The sequence below is a fragment of the Halorubrum sp. AD140 genome, from assembly GCF_034497445.1.
Lineage (GTDB): Archaea > Halobacteriota > Halobacteria > Halobacteriales > Haloferacaceae > Halorubrum.
The window spans coordinates 24,965-45,016 of sequence record NZ_JAXRUU010000022.1 but is presented as its reverse complement, the minus strand read 5'-3'; the positions used below and the strand labels follow the sequence as shown (position 1 = coordinate 45,016).

Genomic DNA, 20,052 nt, shown 5'->3' with positions numbered 1-20,052 from the left:
ACGTGGTTGACCGCGACGCCCGTGAAGCCGGAGACGCGCGCGGCGTGCCGGAGCATCGGGAGGTCGAGCCAGCCGATCCGGCGCGGGCGACCGGTGACCGTGCCGAACTCGCCGCCCTTCTCGCGGATCGCGTCGGCGAGCGCCTCCTCGTCGGCGTCGCCGTCGAGCTCGGTCGGGAGCGGGCCCTCCCCGACGCGCGAGAGGTACGCCTTCACGATGCCGACGACCTCGCCGTCACCGACGGTCGTGACGCCGAGCCCGGACCCGACGGCCGCGCCGCCCGCGGTCGGGTTCGAGGAGGTGACGAACGGGTAGTTCCCGTGGTCGACGTCGATGTGCGTCCCCTGCGCGCCCTCGAAGAGTATCTCGTCGCCCGCCTCGTGACGGCGGTGGAGGTAATCGGAGCAGTTGACGGTCATCCCCTCGTCGGCGAGGCGCTCGCCGATCGCGGCGAACTCCTCGTGGAGCGCGTCGACGTCGAACGCCGCGGCGCGCTCGTCGTCGCTATCGATATCGAGCCCGTACACGTCCTCGACGAGCGCGCGCTTCTGCGGGACGACGTACGCCAGCTTCTCGCGGAGCACCTCGGAGTCGAGCAGGTCGGCGACCCGGATCCCGCGGCGGCCCGCCTTGTCCTCGTACGTCGGGCCGATCCCGCGGCCGGTCGTGCCGACCTCGTCGCCGGCGTCGTCGTCTGCCTTGACCTCCTCTTCGATCCCGTCCAGCACGCGGTGGTACGGCATGATGACGTGCGCGCGACGGGCGACCCGCACGTCGGGGTCGAGCCCGCGCTCGCGCAGGTCGTCGATCTCGGTGAACAGCGTGCGCGGGTTGACGACGCAGCCGTTCCCGAGAATCCCGACCGTGCCCCGGACTGCGCCGCTCGGGACCAGCGACAGCTTGTACTCCGTGCCGCCCTCGACGACGGTGTGGCCGGCGTTGTCGCCGCCCTGATAACGGACTACGACGTCCGCGTCCCCTCCCCACCGGTCGACGAGCGCGCCCTTGCCCTCGTCACCCAGCTGGGAGCCGACGATGGTGAGTGTCATACGGCCCGGAGGTTCCCGCCCGGGGGTAAAACCGATTACGGTCCGCGGACGCGATACCCGCACGAACGTGTATCAGACGGAATCTCTGTTCGGTAAACTGTGCCCGTACGTGCTATTTCGTCGCCACGACCGACGGTTCTCGTCGGCCGTCCTCACCTGACTGCCCGAGACGGGCTACCCACCGCCGTGGATCGGTCGGTCCGGACGAGCCGTCACCCCCGGTCGGATCGCCGCGATCGAACACGTTAACTACTGGCACGTCAAAGCGCCGGATCGAGCGACGCGGGGGCGGCTCCGGACAGCAACTTTTAAACAGGGGCACGACGAGTTAACATGTGCCATGATAGATCGACTAGAGAAGGAGGTAGACATGCTGGAACGACACCTCCAGGTCCTGCGGATGGTCATCGAAAACGAGCCGATCGGCATCGTGAAGATGTCGAACGAGACCGGCTACCCCCACCACAAGGTCCGCTACTCGCTGCGCGTGCTCGAGGAGGAGAACCTCATCGAGCCGTCCAGCCAGGGCGCCATCACCACCGACCGGACCCACGAGTTCGTCGACGAACTGGACGAGAAGCTCGACGAGACGGTCCAGAAGCTCGGCTCCATGCGGATCGACGACGCCGCCGAACTCGAGAACTGACCGTCCACGTTCGTACGCACCACCGGCCGAGGGTCCGCGCTTTGATCTCGGGTCGCCGTAGCCGTTCGTGTTGCCCGTCACGAGCACAGCTTCCGCCGCCCACTCGTCTCTCTCACCGTCCGACTCGTCCCCGTGACCGCTCGCTCGACTCCGGTCAGCAACGGAGCCGCGCTACAGATCGGGGACCGTCATGTGGAAGCCGCCGTCGCGGGCCTCGACCAGACACAGGTGATACCCCCGCTTGCGCGAGAGCTTCACGAAGCTCGCGCGCTTCGACCGGCTGAACAGCCCGCCGCCGACGGCGTCGCTCGCGGTCTCCAACGCGCCGGGCTCGAAGAAGCTCTCCGTCACCGCGAACGCCGCCGCGAACGAGTCGTTGGACTCGGCGATGTCGCGGCCGTTTCCGACCAGCGACTCCAGCGTCCCCTCCTGCGTCGGGTCCCGGCTGTCGTTGAGGTCGGCGACGAAGAGCGGGTTCCCCATCCGATCGCGCAACACGAGGTCGAACGTGCGCTGCTCGCGGGTCTCCCCGCCGTTCTCGCGGATCGCGATCGACACCGACCCGCCGATCTCCGCGCGGTCGACCTCGGGGATCGCGTCGTACAGGTCACTGAGGACGCTCTCGTTTCCGGTCCCGCTCACCTCGAACGGGAGGTCCTCGACGAGCCATCGCGTGAACCCGTACTCGATCGTGTCCCTCAGAAACTCCTCGAAGGGCCGGCCGTCGACGGTGAGGCCGTCCGTCTCGAAGCTCGTGTGGTGTTCGATCCGGAGGTTCTCGCGAAGCTCGTCTCGGCCGACCGTCCCCTCGTGGGCGTCTTCCAGCGTCGCGCCGCCCTTGGAGTCGTACCTGACGAAGAGGTTCGTTCCGCTCCGGGCCTCTGCGGGCGAGATCGCTCGATCGCTCTCCGGGAGCCGCTCGCGGGCGGCGGAGAGCTCGTCGCGGAGCCGGTCGCGCTCCTCGCGGAGCGTCGCCGCCTCCGACTCGATCCGATCGATCTCGGCTTCCAACTGCTCGCGTTCCTCGGCGATCGCGTCTCGCTCCGCCGCCAGCGAGTCGCGCTCTTCCTCCGCCGTCTCCAACGCGCTCTCGAGCCGTCGGACCTGTTCTCCGCGCCCGCCGCCCTCGTGCGCGCTCGACGTCCGCTGTGAGCGCGATGACACCGCGGACCGGTTGGCCCCGGCGTCACCGGTCGATCGAGGGGCCGGCGATTCGTCGGTCGGCGTCGATGCCGACGACCGGTCGCGGGCCTCCGCGGCCCGCCCGGCGTCGTTCTCGCCCCGCGAGCGTCGGGCGCTCCGAGCGGAGTTCGAACCGGCACCGTCGTTCTCCGCGGGCGGGGCGCTCGCTTCGGAGGGGTCGAGCGCCGGGATCGACTTCTGCTCGCGCCACTGCTCCTCCTCGGAGAACACGTCGTCCGACGGCGCCTTTCCGGGCCCGTCGTCGCGGGGGGAAGTCGCCTCCGCCGAGGCGGCGGACCCGTCGCCCGTCGCGCGCTGTCCGCGCGGTTCCTCGGGGTCCGAACCCGGAGACGCGTCGTCCTCCGGAACGGCGGCTCCGATCGGTTCGGAGGCATCGCGCCCCGTGGTATCGGGTTCGGTCGTCGCCGCTCCGTCCCCGTCGCGGCCACCCGCGTCGTCCGTGACGTCGTCGCGGCCGATCTCGTCGCGGCCGGTCGCACCGTCCGTCGCGTCGTCGTCCGTTGCGTCGTCAGCCTCGACCCCGCTGCCGCCCGCCTCGGTACCGCCCGTCTCCTCGTCGTCAGTCGGGTCGTCCGTCGCGGCGGCCGCCGGCGAGCCGTCGGCACCGTCGCCGTCCCCCGACGGGATCTCGCGAACGGTCAGGTCGACCTCGTACACGGTGTAGATACCGACCTCGTCGTCGGCGAGCGCGAAGGCCTTCTCGCCGGTCTCCAACCTCCTGGAGTTACCGACCCACGCCGCCGACATCGACTCGCCGGCGGCGTACGCGACGTAGTAGTCGCCCGAGAGCACGTTCTCGGACAGCTCGACGTAGCCGGTGAATCCGCCCCGCGAGAGCTTGCGATCGGCCTCGGAGAGCGGCGTGTCGTTCGTGTAGTACTGCGCCCGCGGCTCTCCCCCCTGCTCCTGCATGGCGAACAAGAGCGGGAGGACGCCGCCGGGAGCCTCGTACGCCGTTCCCGACGCGTCCGCGAAGTCGTCGAGATCGGCGTCGGTCGCGCCCACCACGCGCCCCTCGAACACGAACAACCACCCGGCGCCGTCGGTCACCGCGCCGGAGTAGCCCCGATCGACGATCCGACCGAGTCCGGCGAACCCGTCCGAGAACTCCCGGGCGTCCCACCCGGTGATCTCCGATCGTCGCTGTGCGTCCATTCTTGGTCCATGTCGCCTGCAACGACCCAAATACCTTCCGGACCGTCAGACGCCGATCGACGGCCGGATTCTGGCCGTCGATCGGCTCCCTACGCTCCGTCGACGACCGCGATCGCCTCGCGGCCGAGGTCGATCACGTCCGGCCGGAGGTCGCTCTCGGCCAGGTCGGTCGGCGTGTACCAGCGCCAGCCGTCGGGGTCGACCTCGTCGTCGCCGCGCGGCGAGATCTCGCGGCAGTCGACGCGGGCGTAGTAGAGGTGGTCGACGTGTTGGTGGCCCACCGAGCCGTCCTCGTGGACGTTGATGTCGTGCAGCATGAGGTGCGCCGGCTCGGGGAGCCCGCGGGTGTCGGGACCGACGACCGACGACCGGGTCGCGACCAGCTCGGCGCTCAGGCCGGTCTCCTCGCGCACCTCGCGGAGGGCGGCCTCGTGGGGCAGTTCGTCGCGGTCGACGTGGCCCCCCGGCGGGAGGTGGATCCCGAGTCGGTCGTGGGCGTGAAGCGCGGTCGCGCCGTCGTTGACGACGTACGTCGTCGCGGTGAAGTGACGGGTGGTCTCCATACGGCCGACTCGGCGCCCGGGGGCTTGGACGTTCGGAAAGGCGCGTTCGGAAACGGACGTTCGGAACCGAGCGGTGGAATTGAGCGGCGAAGAGGCGACGGCGCGGCGGCGGTTAGCGCAGTGCGACGCCGTCTTCGGCCTCTAACAGCTCGTGGTAGCGGTTCCGGATCGTGACCTCGCTGATGTTCGCCACCTCGCTGACCTCGCTCTGGGTCACCTTCTCGTTGACCAGCAGGGCGGCGGCGTAGACGGCCGCGGCGGCGAGTCCGACCGGCGACTTCCCCGAGTGGAGCCCCTGCGACTTCGCGGTGTCGAGCAGCGCCCGGGCGCGGCGCTCGGCCTCGTCCGAGAGCCCGAGGTCCGAGGCGAATCGCGGGACGTAGCTCTCGGGGTCCGCCGGCTGGATCTCCAGCTTCAGTTCGCGCGCGACGTACCGGTACGTCCGGGCGATCTCGTCCTTCTCCACGCGGGAGACGGCGGCGATCTCGTCTAAGCTCCGGGGGTTCCCCGCCTGCCGAGCGGCCGCGTACAGCGACGCGGTCGAGACGCCCTCGATGGAGCGGCCGGGGAGGAGGTCCTCGTCGAGCGCGCGGCGGTAGATGACGGAGGCGGTCTCGCGGACGTTGTCCGGGAGCCCGAGCGCCGAGGCCATGCGGTCGATCTCGCCGAGCGCCTGCTTGAGGTTGCGCTCTTTGGAGTCGCGCGTGCGGAACCGCTCGTTCCAGGTGCGGAGCCGCTGCATCTTCTCGCGCTGCCGACTGGAGAGGGACTTGCCGTAGGCGTCTTTGTCCTGCCAGCCGATGTTCGTCGAGAGCCCCTTGTCGTGCATCATGTTCGTCGTCGGGGCGCCGACGCGCGACTTGCTGTCCTTCTCTGCGGAGTCGAACGCGCGCCACTCCGGTCCGCGGTCGATCTCGTCCTCCTCGACGACGAGCCCGCAGTCGACGCAGACCGTCTCGCCGTGTTCCGTGTCCGTCGCGAGCTGGCCGCTGCACTCGGGACACCGCAGTTCCTCGTCGGCCGACGCGGTCTCCTCCTCGTCGGCGACGTGCTCCGCCGTGTACGTTCGAACGTTTTCGGTCATTGGTGGTTCAAATGGAGGGAACGAAGGGACCGAGAGACGCGTCTCGGTTGGTTGCCTCACGAACGGGTAAGGTCCGAACACAAATAAATCCTTGTTTTGATATCGGTGTTGAAAACATCCGTGAGAGACCATGTTAGACCTCGTGACGGCGATGATTGCCGCGAATCGATCGCGGTTCGTCGGCGGGTGAGAACGCGCTCTCCCCCGATCGCTACTATATAGATATTTCGTGACAGATAGGGCGTCCGCCGCAGCCGTGCGGTTCCGCGAGGGCAACCGATTTGGGCCCGGCCCGAGCAACTCGTGTATGAATCGGACACGTCTCGACGAGACGCTCGCCGACCTCGACGCCGACGGCTACCTCCTCGACGCCTCGCAGGACGACGCGAACCAGCTGTATCTCTCCGGATTCACGGGACCTGACCCCTTCCTGACGCTGTACGCCGACGGCGATATCCACGTGCTCGTCTCCGGGCTGGAGTACGGCCGCGCGAAAAGCGAGGCGGCGGCCGACACCGTCGAGCGCCACGCCGACTACGACTACGAGTACGGCGGCCGCGAGGAGCGGTACGACATGTACGCCGAGTTCGTCCGCGAGAAGGGTGTGGAGTCGGTGTCGATGCCCCCGCGCGGCCCGGTCGGGACCGCCGACGCCATGCGAGAGCGCGGGATCGACGTCGGCGTCGACGGCGACGACCTGCTCCGGGAGGTCCGCGCCGTGAAGACCGACGAGGAGATCGACGCGATCCGCGAGGCCCAGCGGGCGAACGAGGCCGCGATGCGGGCCGCCGAGGAGCTGCTCGCGAGCGCGGACGTCGCCGGCGAGAGCGACGACGTCGAGACGGGGACCCTGCTGGCGGACGGCGAGCCGCTCACCAGCGAGCGCGTCGCGGAGGAGATCGAGGTGACGCTGCTGCGACACGGCTGCGCGCTCGACGAGACGATCGTCGCCGGCGGCGCGCAGGCCGCGGACCCCCACGACCGGGGCTCCGGGCCGCTCAGGGCGAACGAGGCGGTCATCGTCGACATCTTCCCGCGGTCGAAGGCGACGAAGTACAACGCCGACATGACCCGGACGTTCTGCGTCGGCGAACCCCCCGCGGCGCTCCGCGAGTGGTACGAGCTCACCGAGCGCGCGCTCGCCGCCGCGCTCGACGCGGTCGAGCCGGGCGCGACGGGAGGCGACGTCCACGCCGCGGCCTGCGAGGTGTACGAGGACGCGGGCGAACCGACGTTCCGCACCGATCCCGAGACGGAGACGGGGTTCATCCACTCCACGGGCCACGGGATCGGCCTCGACGTCCACGAGTCCCCCCGGCTCGCGAGCGGCGGGGGCGAGCTGGAGCCCGGCCACGTGATCACCGTCGAGCCGGGGCTGTACGACCCCGCGGTCGGCGGGGTCCGGATCGAAGACCTCGTGGTCGTCACCGATGACGGCTACGAGAACCTCACGGAGTACCCGGTGGCGTTCGAGGTCTGAGCGGCACAGCGGTCGATTCCACCGCCGCTCGGTGGCCGATCCCACACCACACCCGGCTCGGCTGGCCGCGACCGGAACCCGCTTTGACCCGCGTCGAGAACGGCGCCCGTGAACTGGCGGTATCGGCACACGGCGTTGACCCTCTGTACGCTCGCGTTCACCGCGACGATGGTCGCGCGGCTGGTCATCAGCCCGCTGGTCCCGCAGATCACGGCGCGGTTCGGCGTCACGAACGCGACTGTCGGGCTGGCGCTCTCGGGGATGTGGCTGGCGTACGCGCTGGCGCAGTTCCCCTCCGGCGTGCTCGGCGACCGGTACGGGGAGCGCGCCGTCATCCTGACCGCGGTCGGCGCCACCGCGGTCGCCTCCCTGTTGATCGCCGGCTCCCCGTCGATCGCCGTCTTCATGGTGTTCACGGTGGCGCTCGGCGCGGGCGCCGGCCTCCACTACTCGGTGGCGACGACGTTCCTCGCGAAGCAGTTCGACGACATCGGCCGGGCCATCGGCGTCCACGTCGCGGGCGGGCCGATCGCCGGGCTCGCCGCGCCGCCCCTCGCCGCGCTCGTCGGCTCGCGGTACGGCTGGCGGACGGGGATCCTGCTCGGCGTCGCGGTCGCGGTGCCCGTCTTCGTCCTGTTCGCGTGGCGGGTGCGGCCCACCGAGCCGGTCCGTCCCGACCAAGCGGTTCGCGAGCGGTTCGCGCTCGCGCCGCTCCTCGAGGTGCTCTCGCGGCCGCCGATCCTCTACACGACCGCGCTGGCGACGATGGGGGCGTTCACCTGGCAGGCGACCGCCTCCTTTCTCCCGGCGTTTCTGGAGGTCGGCTCCGGGCTCTCGACGGCGCTGGCGGCGCTGCTGTTCTCGCTGTACTTCCTCGTCCACGGCGGGGCTCAGCCCGTCACCGGCGGCCTCTCCGACCGGTTCGGCCGCGACGCGACCGCCATGGGCACGATGAGCGCCGGCGTGCTCGGCTACGGGCTCCTCGTCGCGACGGCCCAGTTCGACCTCGGGCTCGGCGCGACCCTCCCCGCCGTCTGTCTCGTCGGCGTCGCGATGTCGTGGGGCGCGCCGGTACAGTCGCGGTTCATGGACCTGCTCTCGGACGCGGAGCGGGGCGCCGGGTTCGGGCTCGTCCGAACCGCCTACATGGTGCTTGGCGCGTCCGGCAGCGTCGTCATCGGGACCGTCTCCGACGTCGCGGGGTGGACGTCCGCGTTCGGCCTACTCGCGGGCGTGATGGCGCTGGGACTGGCGACGCTGCTGGCGAACAGACTGCTGCGGCTGGGGTACTGACGGGACGGCTCGGAAAATGAACGGGAGGCCGGCTACAGCCGGTCGTCTTCGAGGCTGCCGGGGTCCTGTGCGGTGTCGAACATGTTGTTCTCCGCGCCGTCGAGCATCTCGTCTCGGGGCTCGTCGTCGACGACGGAGACGTTGTACGCCTCGATGCCGGAGGCGATGAGGTCCTCCGCGGCCTGTTCCTCGGAGACGAACTCCTGTTCGGCGAGCTGCTGAAACTCCGCGTAGACGTCGTCCGAGAGGTTCAGTTCGAAGGTGGGCATACCCCCCCGTTCCGGCCGGACACTTTTAAGCGTTCCCTCGCCGGCGACCGTGACTCCCGAGACGGCCGCTCACAGGTCCGACCACGCGCCGAGGAACCGCTGGACTGCGGTCAGGTGACCGACGGCGGCGAACAGCGCGAGGAGGAGACCGACGACGTTCAGCCCGGCGACGACCGGCGCCGAGTAGACGGCGGCGACGAGTCCGACGATCCCCATCAGCGCGAGCCGGTCCGCGCGACCGAGCAGCCCGCCGTACTCGCGGCCGATGCCGACCGCCTGGATCTGGGTGCCCATGTACGACGTCATCAGGACGCCCGTCACCGCGAGGAAGCCGAGCGCGTACGCCTCGATGCCGACCGTGAAGCCAGCGATGACCGCGATGTCGGCGTAGCGGTCGAGCACGTGATCGAGCAGGTCGCCGCCGTCGGAGGCGACCCCCAGGTGGCGCGCGAGTGCGCCGTCGACGATGTCGAGCCAGCCGTTGAGCAGGACGAGCGCCGCTCCTGCGGCGTAAAAGAGGGGATCGCCGACCGCGAACGCGCCGGCGGCGGCGACCGCGGCGCCGAACGCGAGGACGCTCACCTGGTCCGGCGAGAGGCCGAGCCGAGCCGCGGCGCGCACCCACGGGCCGAGGAGGCGATCCGCCACCGACCGGTACTGATCGAGCGTCATCTCTCGCCTCCTTCGTCGCGGCCGTCCGATATATACTCCATGAAGTCGACGGAGCCGGCGCTCGGCTCGCGCTCGCCCTCGATCGCGGCGCGGATCGCGTCGGCCACGGCGGCGGGGTCGCGGTCCGTGGTGTCGACCTCGTAGACGTTCTCGACGCCGTGTTCCGCGACCGCCTCCGAGAGGATCACGTCGAGCGCCTCGCTCTCCGCATTCTCGCGAGCCTTGCGAGCGAGAGCTCGAGACGGTTCACCCGGCTCGGCGTTTTCCTCGGCCGTCGCGTCCGACTCCCCGCGCTCGCGGAGCCGCGTCTCGATCGTCTCGGGGCGACAGCGCAGGACCACGACGCGGTCGACGTCGAACCGGTGGGCGAGGTGGGAGTCGAGCACGCCCGACCAGTCGCCGAGGTGGTCGCGCACCGCGTCGAGGTCGGCGACGAGGGTGTCGCGGTCGGCGTCGCGCTCGGACCAGAGGGCGTCGTTCCCCTTGATCCGGTCGTTGAGGTGGATCACGTCGTACTCCCCCTCGAGCAGCGCCGTCGCGGTCGACTTCCCGGTCCCGGGGGTGCCGGTGACGGCGACGCGGGCGGGGATGGGAGCGTCACCGTCGGTGTCCTCCGTCGGGCCCCCGCTCACGCTCGAACACCGAGCCCGAGGTCGGCGAGCGTCTCGTTGAGCCGTTCGACCGCCTCGCGCGTCTCCTCGCGGGTGCCCGTAGAGATCCGGACGTGGCTCGGGAGGCCGAAGGAGGTGCAGTCGCGGACGATGACTCCGCGCTCCTGGGCCGCCTCGGCGACCCGCTCCGCGTCACCCACCTCGGCGAGCACGAAGTTGCCGGCCGACTCGACCGCGGGCGCGTCGAGCTCGTCCGCGATGTACTCGCGCGCCCACCGCGCCGTCTCGACCGACTCCGAGACGTGGTCCTCGTCGTCGAGGGCCGCGAGCGCGGCTCGGCACGCCAGTTCGTTCGCCGCGAACGGGGTGTTCACCCGGGCGTACGCCGCGCCCCACGCCTCCGGGACGACGCTGTACCCGATCCGGAGCCCCGCGAGCCCGTACGCCTTCGAGAACGTGCGGAGCACCGCCACGTCGTCGCGCTCGTCGACGAGGGGGATCGCGCTGTCGACCGCGGCGAACTCGCCGTACGCCTCGTCGACGACGACGAGCGTCTCCTCGGCGGTCGCGTCCGCGATCGCCTCGATCTCGCCGAGCGGCATCGTCGACCCCGAAGGGTTGTGCGGGGAGGTGACGTAGACGATCCGCTCGCCGCCGTAGGCGCCCAGGACCGTCTCGGCGTCCTGCGCGAAGCCGTTCGCCGCTTCGAGCTCGTACTCGGCCACCTCGCCGTGGTGGTACCGGGCGGACATCCCGTAGTAGGCGAAGCCGGGGCTCGGCACCAGGACCTCGTCGCCCGGCTCCAGCGCGGCCCGCGAGAGGTAGTCGATCGAGCCGTCGGCGCCGGGCGAGACCCACACCTGCTCCGTGGACACGTCCCACTTCTCCGCGAGCTTCGCGGTGAGGTCGGTGTGCGAGGACTTCGGGTACTGGTGGACCCGGTCGGCGTGCTCCCGGATCGCCTCGACGGCCGCCGGGCTCGGGCCGTGCGGGTTCTCGTTCGAGGAGAGCTTGATGAGGCCGTCGGGGTCGATCCCGCGCTCGCGGGCGACCTCCTCGACGCCCCGGCCCGGCACGTACGGCGAGTGGTCCGAGAGATCGCGTGGTTCCATGCCGGACCGTCGGGGGCGGCCGGTCTTAAGAGTGGCCGAACGGCGGCGAACGCGGCCAGCGGTCGGCGATGAACCCGGACGACGGGCGGTCGGGGCGACGACGCCGGGGCAGTCGCCGCCGGGCGCACGCCCGTCACCCGGGTTCACCGGAAACGCGGTGTCGATCGGGCGGGTCAGGGCACCCGAACGTCGTGTTCGAGCGTGCCGACGCCCTCCACCTCCACCTCGACCGTGTCGCCGTCCGAGAGCGGGCCCACGCCCTCGGGCGTGCCGGTCGGGATCACGTCGCCCGCCTCCAGCGTGAGGTACGTCGTGATCTCCTCGATCAGCGTCGGCACGTCGAAGATGAGGTGCTCGCGGTCGCTCGACTGCTTCGTCTCGCCGTTCACGCGGAGCTCGACGCTCGCGTCCGCGGGGACTTCGTCCGGCGTCGCGAGGACGGGACCGAGCGGCGCGGCGTTGTCGAACGCCTTCCCGCGCACCCAGTTCTGCTCGCGGTTCTGGTCGTCGCGGTTCGAGACGTCGTTCATGCAGGTGAAGCCGGCGACGACGTCCGTCGCGTCGGCGGCGTCGACGTGCTTACACTGCTCGCCTATCACGACCGCCAGCTCGGCCTCCCAGTCGATCCGGTCTTTCCCCGCGGGGACCGTCACGGTGTCGCCGTGGCTCGCCAGCGCGTTTGGCGGCTTCAAGAAGAGGAGCGGCCGGTCCGGTACGTCGTTGCCGAGCTCGGCGGCGTGCTCGGCGTAGTTGCGTCCGATACAGACGATCTTCGAGGGGTCGGTCGGCGGGAGCACGTCGATGTCGGTGTCGTCGAGCGCGTACTCGTCGCCGCCGAAGGCGACGGTGTCGCTCTCGGGATCGTACGTTCCCTCGCGGATCGAGCCGGCCGGGTCGCGGAATCGTGCGCGGTGCATGTCTCGACGATCGAGGGGGCGACCGAAAAGCGTTCCCGGAGAGGCAAACGGGGCGCAGGCCGGTTGCCTCGATCGCGCCGCCTCCGCGTCCGCGCTCGCTTCGCGGACGACGGATCACCCTCTTCGGCGTCGAGTTTTATTACGGTTCGCCGAGACGTACGAACCAGACCATGGAACTCACCTGGCACGGCCACTCCACGTGGCACGTCGTCGTCGACGACACGGAGCTGCTGATCGATCCGTACTTCGACAACCCGAAGACCGACGTCGACCCGGAGGAGCTCGACCCCGACTACCTCCTCCTCACGCACGGCCACACCGATCACATCGCCGACGCGGACCGCTACGAGGGCGCCACCGTGGTCGCCACTCCCGAGCTCACGAGCTACGTCCAGGACACCTTCGGCCACGAGGACGCCGTCGGCGGGATGGGAATGAACATCGGCGGCACGGTCGAGTGCGGCGACGCGTGGGTGACGATGGTCCGCGCGGACCACTCGAACGGGATCGACACCGGCTACGGCACGTCCGCCGGGATGCCCGCCGGCTTCGTGATCGGCGACAAGAAGCCGACCCAGGAGTCCGACCCGGACTGCACCAGCTTCTACCACGCCGGCGACACGGGTCTGATGTCGGAGATGGTCGACGTGATCGCGCCGTACCTCGAGCCCGACGCCGCCGCGCTCCCGGTTGGCGATCACTTCACGATGGGGCCCGCTGGCGCGGGGATCGCCGCCGACTGGGTGGGCGCCGACGTCGTGTTCCCGATGCACTACGACTCGTTCCCTCCGATCGAGATCGACACGCGCGAGTTCGTCAACGAGGTGAAGGCGGCCGGCGCCGCGGCCGAGCCGATCGTCCTCGAGGGCGACGAGACGTACACGCTGGAGCCGTAGCAGGCGAGCAGCCGGTCGCCGCTCCCGGACCCCTCGACGCGTCGCTCCGGGGATCCGTGATGGCAACCTTTAGGCCGCGGCGAGCCGTTTGTCAACGCGTATGTCTGACATCGAGACGTCCACCGTGTCCGAGGAGGGATACGCCTGCACGAGCCAGGTCGGCGACTTCGACCTGCAGATCGACGCGACCGACGAGACGGGACCGAACCCGAACGCCGCGCTCGTCGCGACGTACGCCTCCTGTTACCTCCCCGCGTTCCGAGTCGGCGGGAGCCAGCGCGGCGAGGAGGACCTCGGGAAGGTCCAGATCGACGCGAGCGCCGACCTCGACGACGACGACGACCTCGAGTCGATCGCCTTCGACGTCCACGTCGAGGCCGACCTCGACGACGAGACCGCCTCCGACATCGCCGAGCGCGCCGAGGGGATCTGCCACGTCCACAGCGCGCTCCGCGAGGGGCTCCACGCCGACGTGAGCGTCCACCCCGGCGCGTTCTGAGGCGCTCTCCGACTTCCCGAACGCTTCGTTTTCCCGCGCCCGACGGCGACTTCGGCACCCTCGGGTCCGCGGACTCCGGCCAGTCGCTCGGGATCGCGGTCGACCCCCGACGCGTCGACCGCTCCGGTTCTTCACCCGCCCGCGTACTCGACGACGACGCTCGAGGCGACGTATCCGATCGCCCCCACGACGACGCCGGCGACGAGCGCGACCGCGAACTCCCGTCCAACCGCGTACGCGAGCAGGAACCCGACCATCCCCGCCCCGTTCGCGCACAACAGTCGCAGCGTCCGGTAGGACGGCTCGCGGGGCGTCATACCACCGCCGACGCGAGGGTCCCACAAAAAGCCACGAGTCGGCGGCGCGCGGATCGGCCGCGGGTTTAGGGCGGATGACGCGGCCACCCACGCCATGCGACCGATCGAGGAACGCCCCCGCGGTCCCGCCGACCCCGGTGGACCGCCGGTTGGAGGACACCGACCGGGGTCACGGGCGCGCGGACAGCGGGATAACCGGGCGGAGCCGACCGGACGACCTCGGAGCGATCCGACCGGACGACCTCGGAGCGATCCGACCGGACGACCCCGGGACGATCGGAGTCGCCGACCGACGGAGCCGACGACGAGCGGAGCGTCGACGGCGAGGGGTCCGCCGCCGCCCACCCGACGGTCCCGCCCCCGGCGCGGCGTTCGCGACCGGTGGAGGGGGGTGATCGCCGTCGCTGGACCGGTCCTGACCGTCACGGCCCTGGCGGCCCTCGGGGGCTGGATCGTCGGGAGGCTCCGCCGGGTGGCGGCCCGGTCGATCGCGTCGTTGTCGGCGTCCGATCCGGTCGCGTCGGGAGGCGGGACGACTGGCGCAGCCGCGTTTCGGACCCTCGCGGCCGCGCTCGGCGATTGGTCGTCGGTCGACGGGGCGCTCGGCCCGCTCGTCGGAGCGCTCCTCGCGCTCGCCGGGTGTTGGGCAGTCGCGCTCGGGGCGGCCCACGTCACGGCGCGTCTCCTCGCGCGGCGGTGACTCGGACGGGGTCGCGGCCGACGAAATCGCGACGGGACGCGGGCGACGTCACCGACCGTGCTCGCGGAACGATTTTACTCCCGCCGACGGTAGCGTGAGACATGGTGATGAAGGAGTCCGACTCGGCGCTCGACCGCGGCGACGCGGCCCCCGACTTCGACCTCCCCGGCGTCGACGGCGAGACGCGCAGGCTCGACTCGTTCGACGCCGACGCGCTGCTCGTCGTCTTCACGTGTAACCACTGTCCGTACGCCCAGGCGAAGTTCGACCTGCTGAACGGGCTCGCGGCCGAGTACGACGACCTGGCCGTCGTGGGCATCAACGCCAACGACGCCGACGAGTACCCCGAGGACTCCTTCGAGGCGATGCGCGAGCGCGTCGCGGACGGGACGGTCGCCTACGACGCGTACCTCCGCGACGAGACGGCCGCGGTCGCCGAGGCGTACGGCGCCGTCTGCACGCCCGACCCCTTCCTGTTCGCCCGCGACGGGGACGAGTGGCGGCTCGCGTACCACGGCCGGCTCGACGACGCGCTCAACCCCGACGACGAGCCGACCGAGTGCTACGTTCGCGAGGCCGTGGAGGCCGTGCTCGCGGGGGAGTCCGTCGAGGTCCCCGACCGGCCCTCCCGCGGCTGTTCGATCAAGTGGCCGGACGACTGACCCGCAGCGGTCCGCACCGCGGTCGTCGCGTCGACGAGACGGCGCGCCGGTGGTCCCCGGAACGCCGCGCCGCCGCCCCGCGGAGCCCGCCGCCGGCCCGCGGAGCCCGCCGCCGGAGACGGGTTGAAAGGGGTGCGTACCGAACGAGCGCACATGCCGATGAAAGCAGACGGCGAGGCAGACCTCCACGAGATAGACCGGTTCGACGGCGGCGTCGGCTGGATCGCCTACCCCGAGGAGACGATGGAGCGCGCGAGCCACGCGGTCGCGGTGCCGAACGAGGAGACCGAGACGGCGGACGTCTGGGTGTTCGACCCCGTCGACGCTCCCGGGCTCGACGACCTGCTGGCGGACCTCGGCACGGTGGCGGGCGTCGTCGTCGGGCTCGACCGTCACGTGCGCGACAGCGCCGCGGTCGCGACCCGGCACGACGTCTCGGTGTGGGTCCCGGACTGGATGACCGGGGTCGCGGAGGACGTCGACGCGCCGGTCGAGCGGTTCGGCGACCGGCTGGCCGACACGGGGTTCGAGGTGTTCCGGATCCGCGACTCCTCGCTGCCGCCGTGGCAGGAAGTCGGCTTCTTCGACGGCGAGACCCTGATCGTGCCCGAGTCGCTCGGCACCTCGTCGTACTTCCGGGGGCGCCGAGAGCGGCTCGGCGTTCACCCGATGCTCCGGCTGTTCCCGCCGACGGCGGCGCTCTCCGGACGGGACCCGGACCGCGTGCTGGTCGGGCACGGCGTCGGCGTGCTCGAGGACGCCGCGATCGCGGTCGAGGACGCGCTCTCGAACTCGCGGGGGAAGGCGCCGGCGCTCTACGCGAAGACGCTCCGTGACGCGATCGGGATCTGAGCCGTGATCCACGTGACGCGGGACCTGTTGACCGTGCTGCTCGAACGCGCCGCCGAGCGGGACCCCGAGGAGACGAACCTCCGCCTCTCGGCGACGCCGGCCGGGGACTTCGAGACCGACACGGGGCTCGACCCGGCGACGCCCGTGCTGACCCACTTCACGCCCACCGGGGTCGGCGGGTCGGTGAACGCCGTGTTCGGCGTCGACCTCGGCACGCCGGCCGGCCACGGCGGGGCGCGGTTCCTCTCGCACCCCGACGGGTTCCTCGGCGTGTCGAAGACGGACGACCTCGCCGCGGTCGTGATCGTCGCCGTCCCGCCGTACGACGACGAGAGCGTCGCCGCGTTCGACCGCGGCGGCGACGGCGTCGAGCTCGGCGTCGTCGACGCGGCTCCCCCGGAGGAGTCGCTCCCGGAGTGATCCGGGCGGGCGGGTCCCGGCAGCAGAACCGGTTCTCCGGCGGGCACGAGGTTAAAAACCCCGGAGCGTGTACGTGGGGGCGATGGCAGCACGCCCACCCGGCGGCGGCGGTTCCGCTGAGCCCGACGCGATCGAGTTCGGCATCGCCGTGCTCGACGAGCGGATCGAGGAGGCCGGCGTCTCGTTTCCCGCGACGGGCGAGGAGATCGTCGACGCGCTCGACGACGGTGCGATCCCCTACGACGCGAGGGGGCGGACGGTCCGCCTCTCCGAGGCGCTAACCGAGGTTCCACAGACCGAGTTCGAGAACGAGACCGAGTTCCTCGACGCGCTGTACCCCGTGTTCGACCGCAAGCGACAGGAGGGCGGCGGCTTCCTGTCCAGCCTCCGCGACGCGCTTCCCTTCTGAGAGGACTACGCGGACTGGCCGACTTCCGCCTCGTTCTCCTCGCTCCCCGTGTCGAGCCGCTCGATCACGTCGTTGATGAGCACGACGTCGCCGACGGCGCGGACCCAGCGGTACGGGACGATGACGCCGGTGTTCCCCTCGACGCGCCCGGCGAACAGCTCGTGGTTGAGCTCCGCGAGCGCGAGCCCGGTCACGGCCTGCGCGTCCAGATCGAGGCGGACGTCTTCGATCTCTCCGACGAAGACGCCGTTGTTCGAGTACACCTCACGACCGACGAGCGACGTGATCTCCTGTGGAGCCGCGTTCATAGGGAGACGGTCACGAGCGCGCCTATTAAGCGTTCGTTGTCGAACGACGCTCGTCAGACGTATCGCGGCGTCGGCGCGGAGCGCCTCGCTCGTTCCGGACCGGTCACTCGCGTGGCGCCACCAGCTCCACGGGATGCATCGGCGCGTCTCCGAGGAGCGCGCCGATCTGTTCGGTACAGGAGGTGCCGGCGGCGACGACGGTGCGGTCGGTGTCGCCGAACTGCTCCCGTATCGGCTCGCCGACGTCCATGCTCAGCTCGTAGTAGTCGCGCTTGTAGCCGAACGAGCCGGCCATCCCGCAGCACTCCGTGTCGGAGACACGCACGTCGTAGCCGAGCGCCTCCATCACGGCGGTCGCGTGTTCTCCGACGCCGATCGTCCGCGCCTGGCAGTGCGGGTGGTAGGCGACGCGCGTCCCGGACGCCACCGGACCGGTCCCCGCCGCCGGCGCGCGCAGCGCGGCCGGGTCCCCGCCGTTCTCCAGCAGGCCGAAGAGGTACTCCATCACGTCGTAGCTGGCCTCGGCGAGCCGCTCGTGGGAGGTATCGGGGAGGAACTTCTCGTACTCGCTCCGGAACATCGCGAGGTCGCTCGGCTCGATCACGACCACGTCGCGGCCGGCGTCGACGTGGGTCGCGAGCGCGGCGTAGACGTCCTCGGCGGCCGACTCCGCCGTCGCGATCATCCCCTGCGAGAGCGGGGGTCGACCGCTCCCCGGAAGGTCCGGGACCCGGACGCGGACGTCGAGCGCCTCCAGCGCTCGCACGGCGGCCTTCCCGCGGTCGACGTCGACATAGTTCGTCGCGGTGTCGGGGTAGAGCACGGCCTCGCGGGCGGCCTCGTCCGCGGACACCCGGGCGCCGCCGCGGGCCTCGAACCAGTCGACGAGGGACTGGCTCGCGAACTCGGGCAGGTCGCGCCGGCGGTCGATCCCGGCGACCCGCTCTGCGAGCGCGCGGAGCGGTCCCGCGTCCGCCAGGCGGTTCGCGATCGGCGCGGTCCGGCTCCCCCACTTCGCCATCGTCTCGTAGTTGCCGACGACTCGCCTGCCGAGGTCGAGTCCGGCGGGCTCCTCGTCCGGGACCAGCTCCTCGAAGATCCAGTCCGTCTGGCCGGCGTCGACGTCGCCGCGGTTGATCCGGTCGCGGACGACCGTGTTGATCCACGGGATGTCGATCTCCACCGGACACGCCGGGACGCACCGCGAGCAGCCGGTACAGAGGTCGTTGAACTCGGCGGCGACGTCGAGCCCCTCGATGCCCGCCTCCCAACCGGTGGCGATGCCGCCGGAGTACGTCTCGCCGCCGAAGGCGTGGCCGCCGACGCTCTGGAAGTTGCCGCAGGCGTTCGAGCAGGCGGAACACCTGATGCAGTACAGCGTCTCTCTCAGCTGTTCGTCCTCCCGCATCGCCAGCCGGCCGTTGTCGATGAGGACCAGGTGGAAGTCGCGGTCGTCGCCCGAGCCGTCGGCGAGCGGCTCCCCGTCGTCCCGGAAGTCCGGCACCGGCGAGTCGACGGGCGGCGTCAAGGTGGAGATATACGAGGTCACGTCCTGTCCCGTCCCGGAGCGGCCGATCAGCTCGACGAACGGCGCGAACTCCTCGACGCTCGGGACGATCTTCTCGACGCCCGCGACCGCGACGTGGGTGTCCGTCGCGGTCACCGTCTTCCGGGCGTTGCCCTCGCTGGTGACCAACAGCATGGTGCCGGAGTCCGCGGCGATGAAGTTCGCCCCCGTCATCCCCACGTCGGCGTCCTCGATGAGCTCGCCGAGCCGCTCGCGGGCGAACATGGTGAGCTCCTCGGCCGTCTCCGGCGGGTCGTCGAGGTCGAACCGCTCCGCGAACAGCTTCGAGATGCCCTCCCGGGACTTGTGGATCGCCGGCGCGACGATGTGCGAGGGCGCCTCGTCGGCGAGCTGGAGCACCCACTCGCCCAGGTCGGTCTCTATCACCTCGACGCCCGCCTCCTCCAGCGCCTCGTTCACCTCGAGCTCCTCGGAGGTCATCGACTTCGACTTGATCAGCCGGTCGGCGTCGCGCTCGCCCGCGGTCAGGTCGGTGACGTATTCGTTCGCGTCCGCGGCGTCGTCGGCGACGTAGACGGTGCCGCCGTTCGCCTCCACCGCCTCGGTCACCTCCTCGATCAGCTCCGGGAGTCTGGCGATCGCGTCCTCTTTGATCTCGCGGGCCTTGGCCTTCAGCTCCTCGTAGTCGTCGAGCCGCCCGGTCGACTCGATTCGGCCGCGGTTGAACCCGCGGGTGTTCTCGGCGACCGCGTCCCCCTCGGTCGCCATCAGCTCGCGGATGCGGTCGGCCTTCGGGGCGTCGCTACTCATCGGCGTCACCTCGGGTTCCCTCGGCGTCGTCCGCCGTCGCCTCGCTCGGGTCGGCCTCGTCCCCCCGCAACAGCACCACGTGGACCTCCTTCGGTCCGTGGGCGCCGTGGACGAGTCCGCCCATGTCGGCGGTCGCGCTCGGCCCGGTCGCGAACACCACGTCGACCGACTCCTCGCGCGCCCTCGGGCCGAGCCACTCGAACGCGTCCGGCATGTCCGGGACGAGGTCCGCCTCGTGGAGGACGACGACGTGACGGTCGACGAAGAGGCTGATCGGCTCCGTGCCGGCGGAGTCGGCCTCGATCGCGACGCTCCCGTACTCGGCGACGCCGAGCGACGCGCGCGTCACGCCGGTGTGCGCCGCGCGGAGGTCGGCGGTAGTCGGATCGGTCTCGACGCGATCCGGGAGCGAGACGGTCGAATCGTCGGCCTCGTCGCCCTCGCCGGCGAGGGCGACGCCGACCGCCGGATCGCCGGCGGCCTCGTCGATCAGGGCAACACACGCGCGCTCGGGACCCTCGGAGACGGTCACCCCCAGGGCGTCGAGCCGGCGCTTGAACGTCGAGCGGTCGGCGACTGACATACGTCACCATTCAA

23 protein-coding genes are annotated in these 20,052 nt (G+C 71.0%); 10 read left to right on the top strand and 13 right to left on the bottom strand.

Translation table 11 applies throughout. The features are described from left to right. Positions 1 to 1,049 (bottom strand): adenylosuccinate synthetase (locus U4E84_RS07755; RefSeq protein ID WP_322531527.1); only part of this gene is annotated, 1,049 nt, incomplete at its 3' end. A 340-nt stretch (positions 1,050 to 1,389) separates the two neighbouring features. Between U4E84_RS07755 and U4E84_RS07750 the strand changes: the two genes are divergently transcribed. After that, positions 1,390 to 1,695 carry a hypothetical protein gene (locus U4E84_RS07750; protein WP_322531526.1) on the top strand — a complete coding sequence of 102 codons (306 nt, stop codon included), beginning with the start codon at positions 1,390 to 1,392 and terminating at the stop codon, positions 1,693 to 1,695. A 171-nt stretch (positions 1,696 to 1,866) separates the two neighbouring features. Here the strand turns inward: U4E84_RS07750 and U4E84_RS07745 are convergent, their stop codons facing one another. The 3 genes from U4E84_RS07745 to U4E84_RS07735 all read right to left on the bottom strand — a co-directional run bounded on the left by U4E84_RS07745 (position 1,867) and on the right by U4E84_RS07735 (position 5,700). Beyond that, positions 1,867 to 4,053, bottom strand: coding sequence for a hypothetical protein (locus tag U4E84_RS07745; RefSeq protein ID WP_322531525.1), 2,187 nt, complete (start codon positions 4,051 to 4,053; stop codon positions 1,867 to 1,869). 89 nt (positions 4,054 to 4,142) lie between these two features. Continuing rightward, positions 4,143 to 4,616 (bottom strand): NUDIX domain-containing protein, encoded by a 474-nt coding sequence (locus U4E84_RS07740; RefSeq protein ID WP_322531524.1) that lies wholly within the window; start codon positions 4,614 to 4,616, stop codon positions 4,143 to 4,145. A gap of 112 nt (positions 4,617 to 4,728) precedes the next feature. After that, on the bottom strand, positions 4,729 to 5,700 hold the full coding sequence (locus U4E84_RS07735; protein ID WP_322531523.1) for a transcription initiation factor IIB: 972 nt from the start codon (positions 5,698 to 5,700) through the stop codon (positions 4,729 to 4,731). Positions 5,701 to 6,007: 307 nt separating this feature from the next. Here U4E84_RS07735 and U4E84_RS07730 point away from each other — a divergent pair, with 307 nt between their 5' ends. Beyond that, on the top strand, positions 6,008 to 7,180 hold the full coding sequence (locus U4E84_RS07730) for a Xaa-Pro peptidase family protein (protein ID WP_322531522.1): 1,173 nt from the start codon (positions 6,008 to 6,010) through the stop codon (positions 7,178 to 7,180). Between the two features lie 108 nt (positions 7,181 to 7,288). Further along, positions 7,289 to 8,473, top strand: coding sequence for an MFS transporter (locus tag U4E84_RS07725; protein ID WP_322531521.1), 1,185 nt, complete (start codon positions 7,289 to 7,291; stop codon positions 8,471 to 8,473). A gap of 32 nt (positions 8,474 to 8,505) precedes the next feature. On the opposite strand, the gene U4E84_RS07720 is transcribed toward U4E84_RS07725, so the two are convergent. The 5 genes from U4E84_RS07720 to U4E84_RS07700 all read right to left on the bottom strand — a co-directional run bounded on the left by U4E84_RS07720 (position 8,506) and on the right by U4E84_RS07700 (position 12,054). Next, a complete protein-coding gene (locus U4E84_RS07720; protein ID WP_322531520.1) occupies positions 8,506 to 8,742 on the bottom strand; it encodes a hypothetical protein in 237 nt (78 codons plus the stop codon). Between the two features lie 69 nt (positions 8,743 to 8,811). Further along, positions 8,812 to 9,414 (bottom strand): CDP-alcohol phosphatidyltransferase family protein, encoded by a 603-nt coding sequence (locus U4E84_RS07715; RefSeq protein WP_322531519.1) that lies wholly within the window; start codon positions 9,412 to 9,414, stop codon positions 8,812 to 8,814. Then, the gene (locus U4E84_RS07710; RefSeq protein WP_322531518.1) at positions 9,411 to 10,046 is read right to left on the bottom strand and encodes an adenylate kinase family protein; all 636 of its coding nucleotides are present in this window, start codon (positions 10,044 to 10,046) and stop codon (positions 9,411 to 9,413) included. The genes U4E84_RS07715 and U4E84_RS07710 overlap by 4 nt, the downstream gene beginning before the upstream one ends. Beyond that, positions 10,043 to 11,137 (bottom strand): histidinol-phosphate transaminase, encoded by a 1,095-nt coding sequence (gene hisC / locus U4E84_RS07705; protein WP_322531517.1) that lies wholly within the window; start codon positions 11,135 to 11,137, stop codon positions 10,043 to 10,045. The genes U4E84_RS07710 and hisC overlap by 4 nt, the downstream gene beginning before the upstream one ends. 173 nt (positions 11,138 to 11,310) lie before the next feature. After that, a complete protein-coding gene (locus U4E84_RS07700) occupies positions 11,311 to 12,054 on the bottom strand; it encodes a fumarylacetoacetate hydrolase family protein (protein ID WP_322531516.1) in 744 nt (247 codons plus the stop codon). A 170-nt stretch (positions 12,055 to 12,224) separates the two neighbouring features. Here U4E84_RS07700 and U4E84_RS07695 point away from each other — a divergent pair, with 170 nt between their 5' ends. Both U4E84_RS07695 and U4E84_RS07690 read left to right on the top strand, forming a co-directional pair. After that, positions 12,225 to 12,950: a metal-dependent hydrolase gene (locus U4E84_RS07695; protein ID WP_322531515.1), complete on the top strand. Its 726-nt coding sequence runs from the start codon at positions 12,225 to 12,227 to the stop codon at positions 12,948 to 12,950. Between the two features lie 100 nt (positions 12,951 to 13,050). Continuing rightward, positions 13,051 to 13,449 carry an OsmC family protein gene (locus tag U4E84_RS07690; RefSeq protein WP_322531514.1) on the top strand — a complete coding sequence of 133 codons (399 nt, stop codon included), beginning with the start codon at positions 13,051 to 13,053 and terminating at the stop codon, positions 13,447 to 13,449. 131 nt (positions 13,450 to 13,580) lie between these two features. On the opposite strand, the gene U4E84_RS07685 is transcribed toward U4E84_RS07690, so the two are convergent. Further along, complete coding sequence (locus tag U4E84_RS07685) at positions 13,581 to 13,766, bottom strand: hypothetical protein (protein WP_322531513.1); 186 nt, start codon at positions 13,764 to 13,766, stop codon at positions 13,581 to 13,583. A 391-nt stretch (positions 13,767 to 14,157) separates the two neighbouring features. Here U4E84_RS07685 and U4E84_RS07680 point away from each other — a divergent pair, with 391 nt between their 5' ends. From U4E84_RS07680 to U4E84_RS07660, 5 genes are all read left to right on the top strand, one after another. Next, entirely contained in the window at positions 14,158 to 14,466 is a 309-nt protein-coding gene (locus U4E84_RS07680) for a hypothetical protein (RefSeq protein ID WP_322531512.1), read from the top strand. A gap of 101 nt (positions 14,467 to 14,567) precedes the next feature. Continuing rightward, entirely contained in the window at positions 14,568 to 15,128 is a 561-nt protein-coding gene (locus U4E84_RS07675) for a thioredoxin family protein (protein WP_322531511.1), read from the top strand. Between the two features lie 159 nt (positions 15,129 to 15,287). Beyond that, complete coding sequence (locus U4E84_RS07670) at positions 15,288 to 15,980, top strand: hypothetical protein (protein ID WP_322531529.1); 693 nt, start codon at positions 15,288 to 15,290, stop codon at positions 15,978 to 15,980. A 3-nt stretch (positions 15,981 to 15,983) separates the two neighbouring features. Beyond that, positions 15,984 to 16,400, top strand: a complete 417-nt coding sequence (locus U4E84_RS07665; RefSeq protein ID WP_322531510.1) for a hypothetical protein — start codon at positions 15,984 to 15,986, stop codon at positions 16,398 to 16,400. A gap of 82 nt (positions 16,401 to 16,482) precedes the next feature. After that, complete coding sequence (locus U4E84_RS07660; RefSeq protein WP_322531509.1) at positions 16,483 to 16,809, top strand: hypothetical protein; 327 nt, start codon at positions 16,483 to 16,485, stop codon at positions 16,807 to 16,809. Between the two features lie 5 nt (positions 16,810 to 16,814). Here the strand turns inward: U4E84_RS07660 and U4E84_RS07655 are convergent, their stop codons facing one another. The 3 genes from U4E84_RS07655 to U4E84_RS07645 all read right to left on the bottom strand — a co-directional run bounded on the left by U4E84_RS07655 (position 16,815) and on the right by U4E84_RS07645 (position 20,038). Further along, on the bottom strand, positions 16,815 to 17,117 hold the full coding sequence (locus U4E84_RS07655; protein WP_322531508.1) for a PRC-barrel domain-containing protein: 303 nt from the start codon (positions 17,115 to 17,117) through the stop codon (positions 16,815 to 16,817). 103 nt (positions 17,118 to 17,220) lie between these two features. Further along, entirely contained in the window at positions 17,221 to 19,455 is a 2,235-nt protein-coding gene (locus tag U4E84_RS07650) for an LUD domain-containing protein (RefSeq protein WP_322531507.1), read from the bottom strand. Next, positions 19,448 to 20,038 carry an LUD domain-containing protein gene (locus U4E84_RS07645; protein WP_322531506.1) on the bottom strand — a complete coding sequence of 197 codons (591 nt, stop codon included), beginning with the start codon at positions 20,036 to 20,038 and terminating at the stop codon, positions 19,448 to 19,450. The genes U4E84_RS07650 and U4E84_RS07645 overlap by 8 nt, the downstream gene beginning before the upstream one ends. Positions 20,039 to 20,052: the final 14 nt, after the last annotated feature.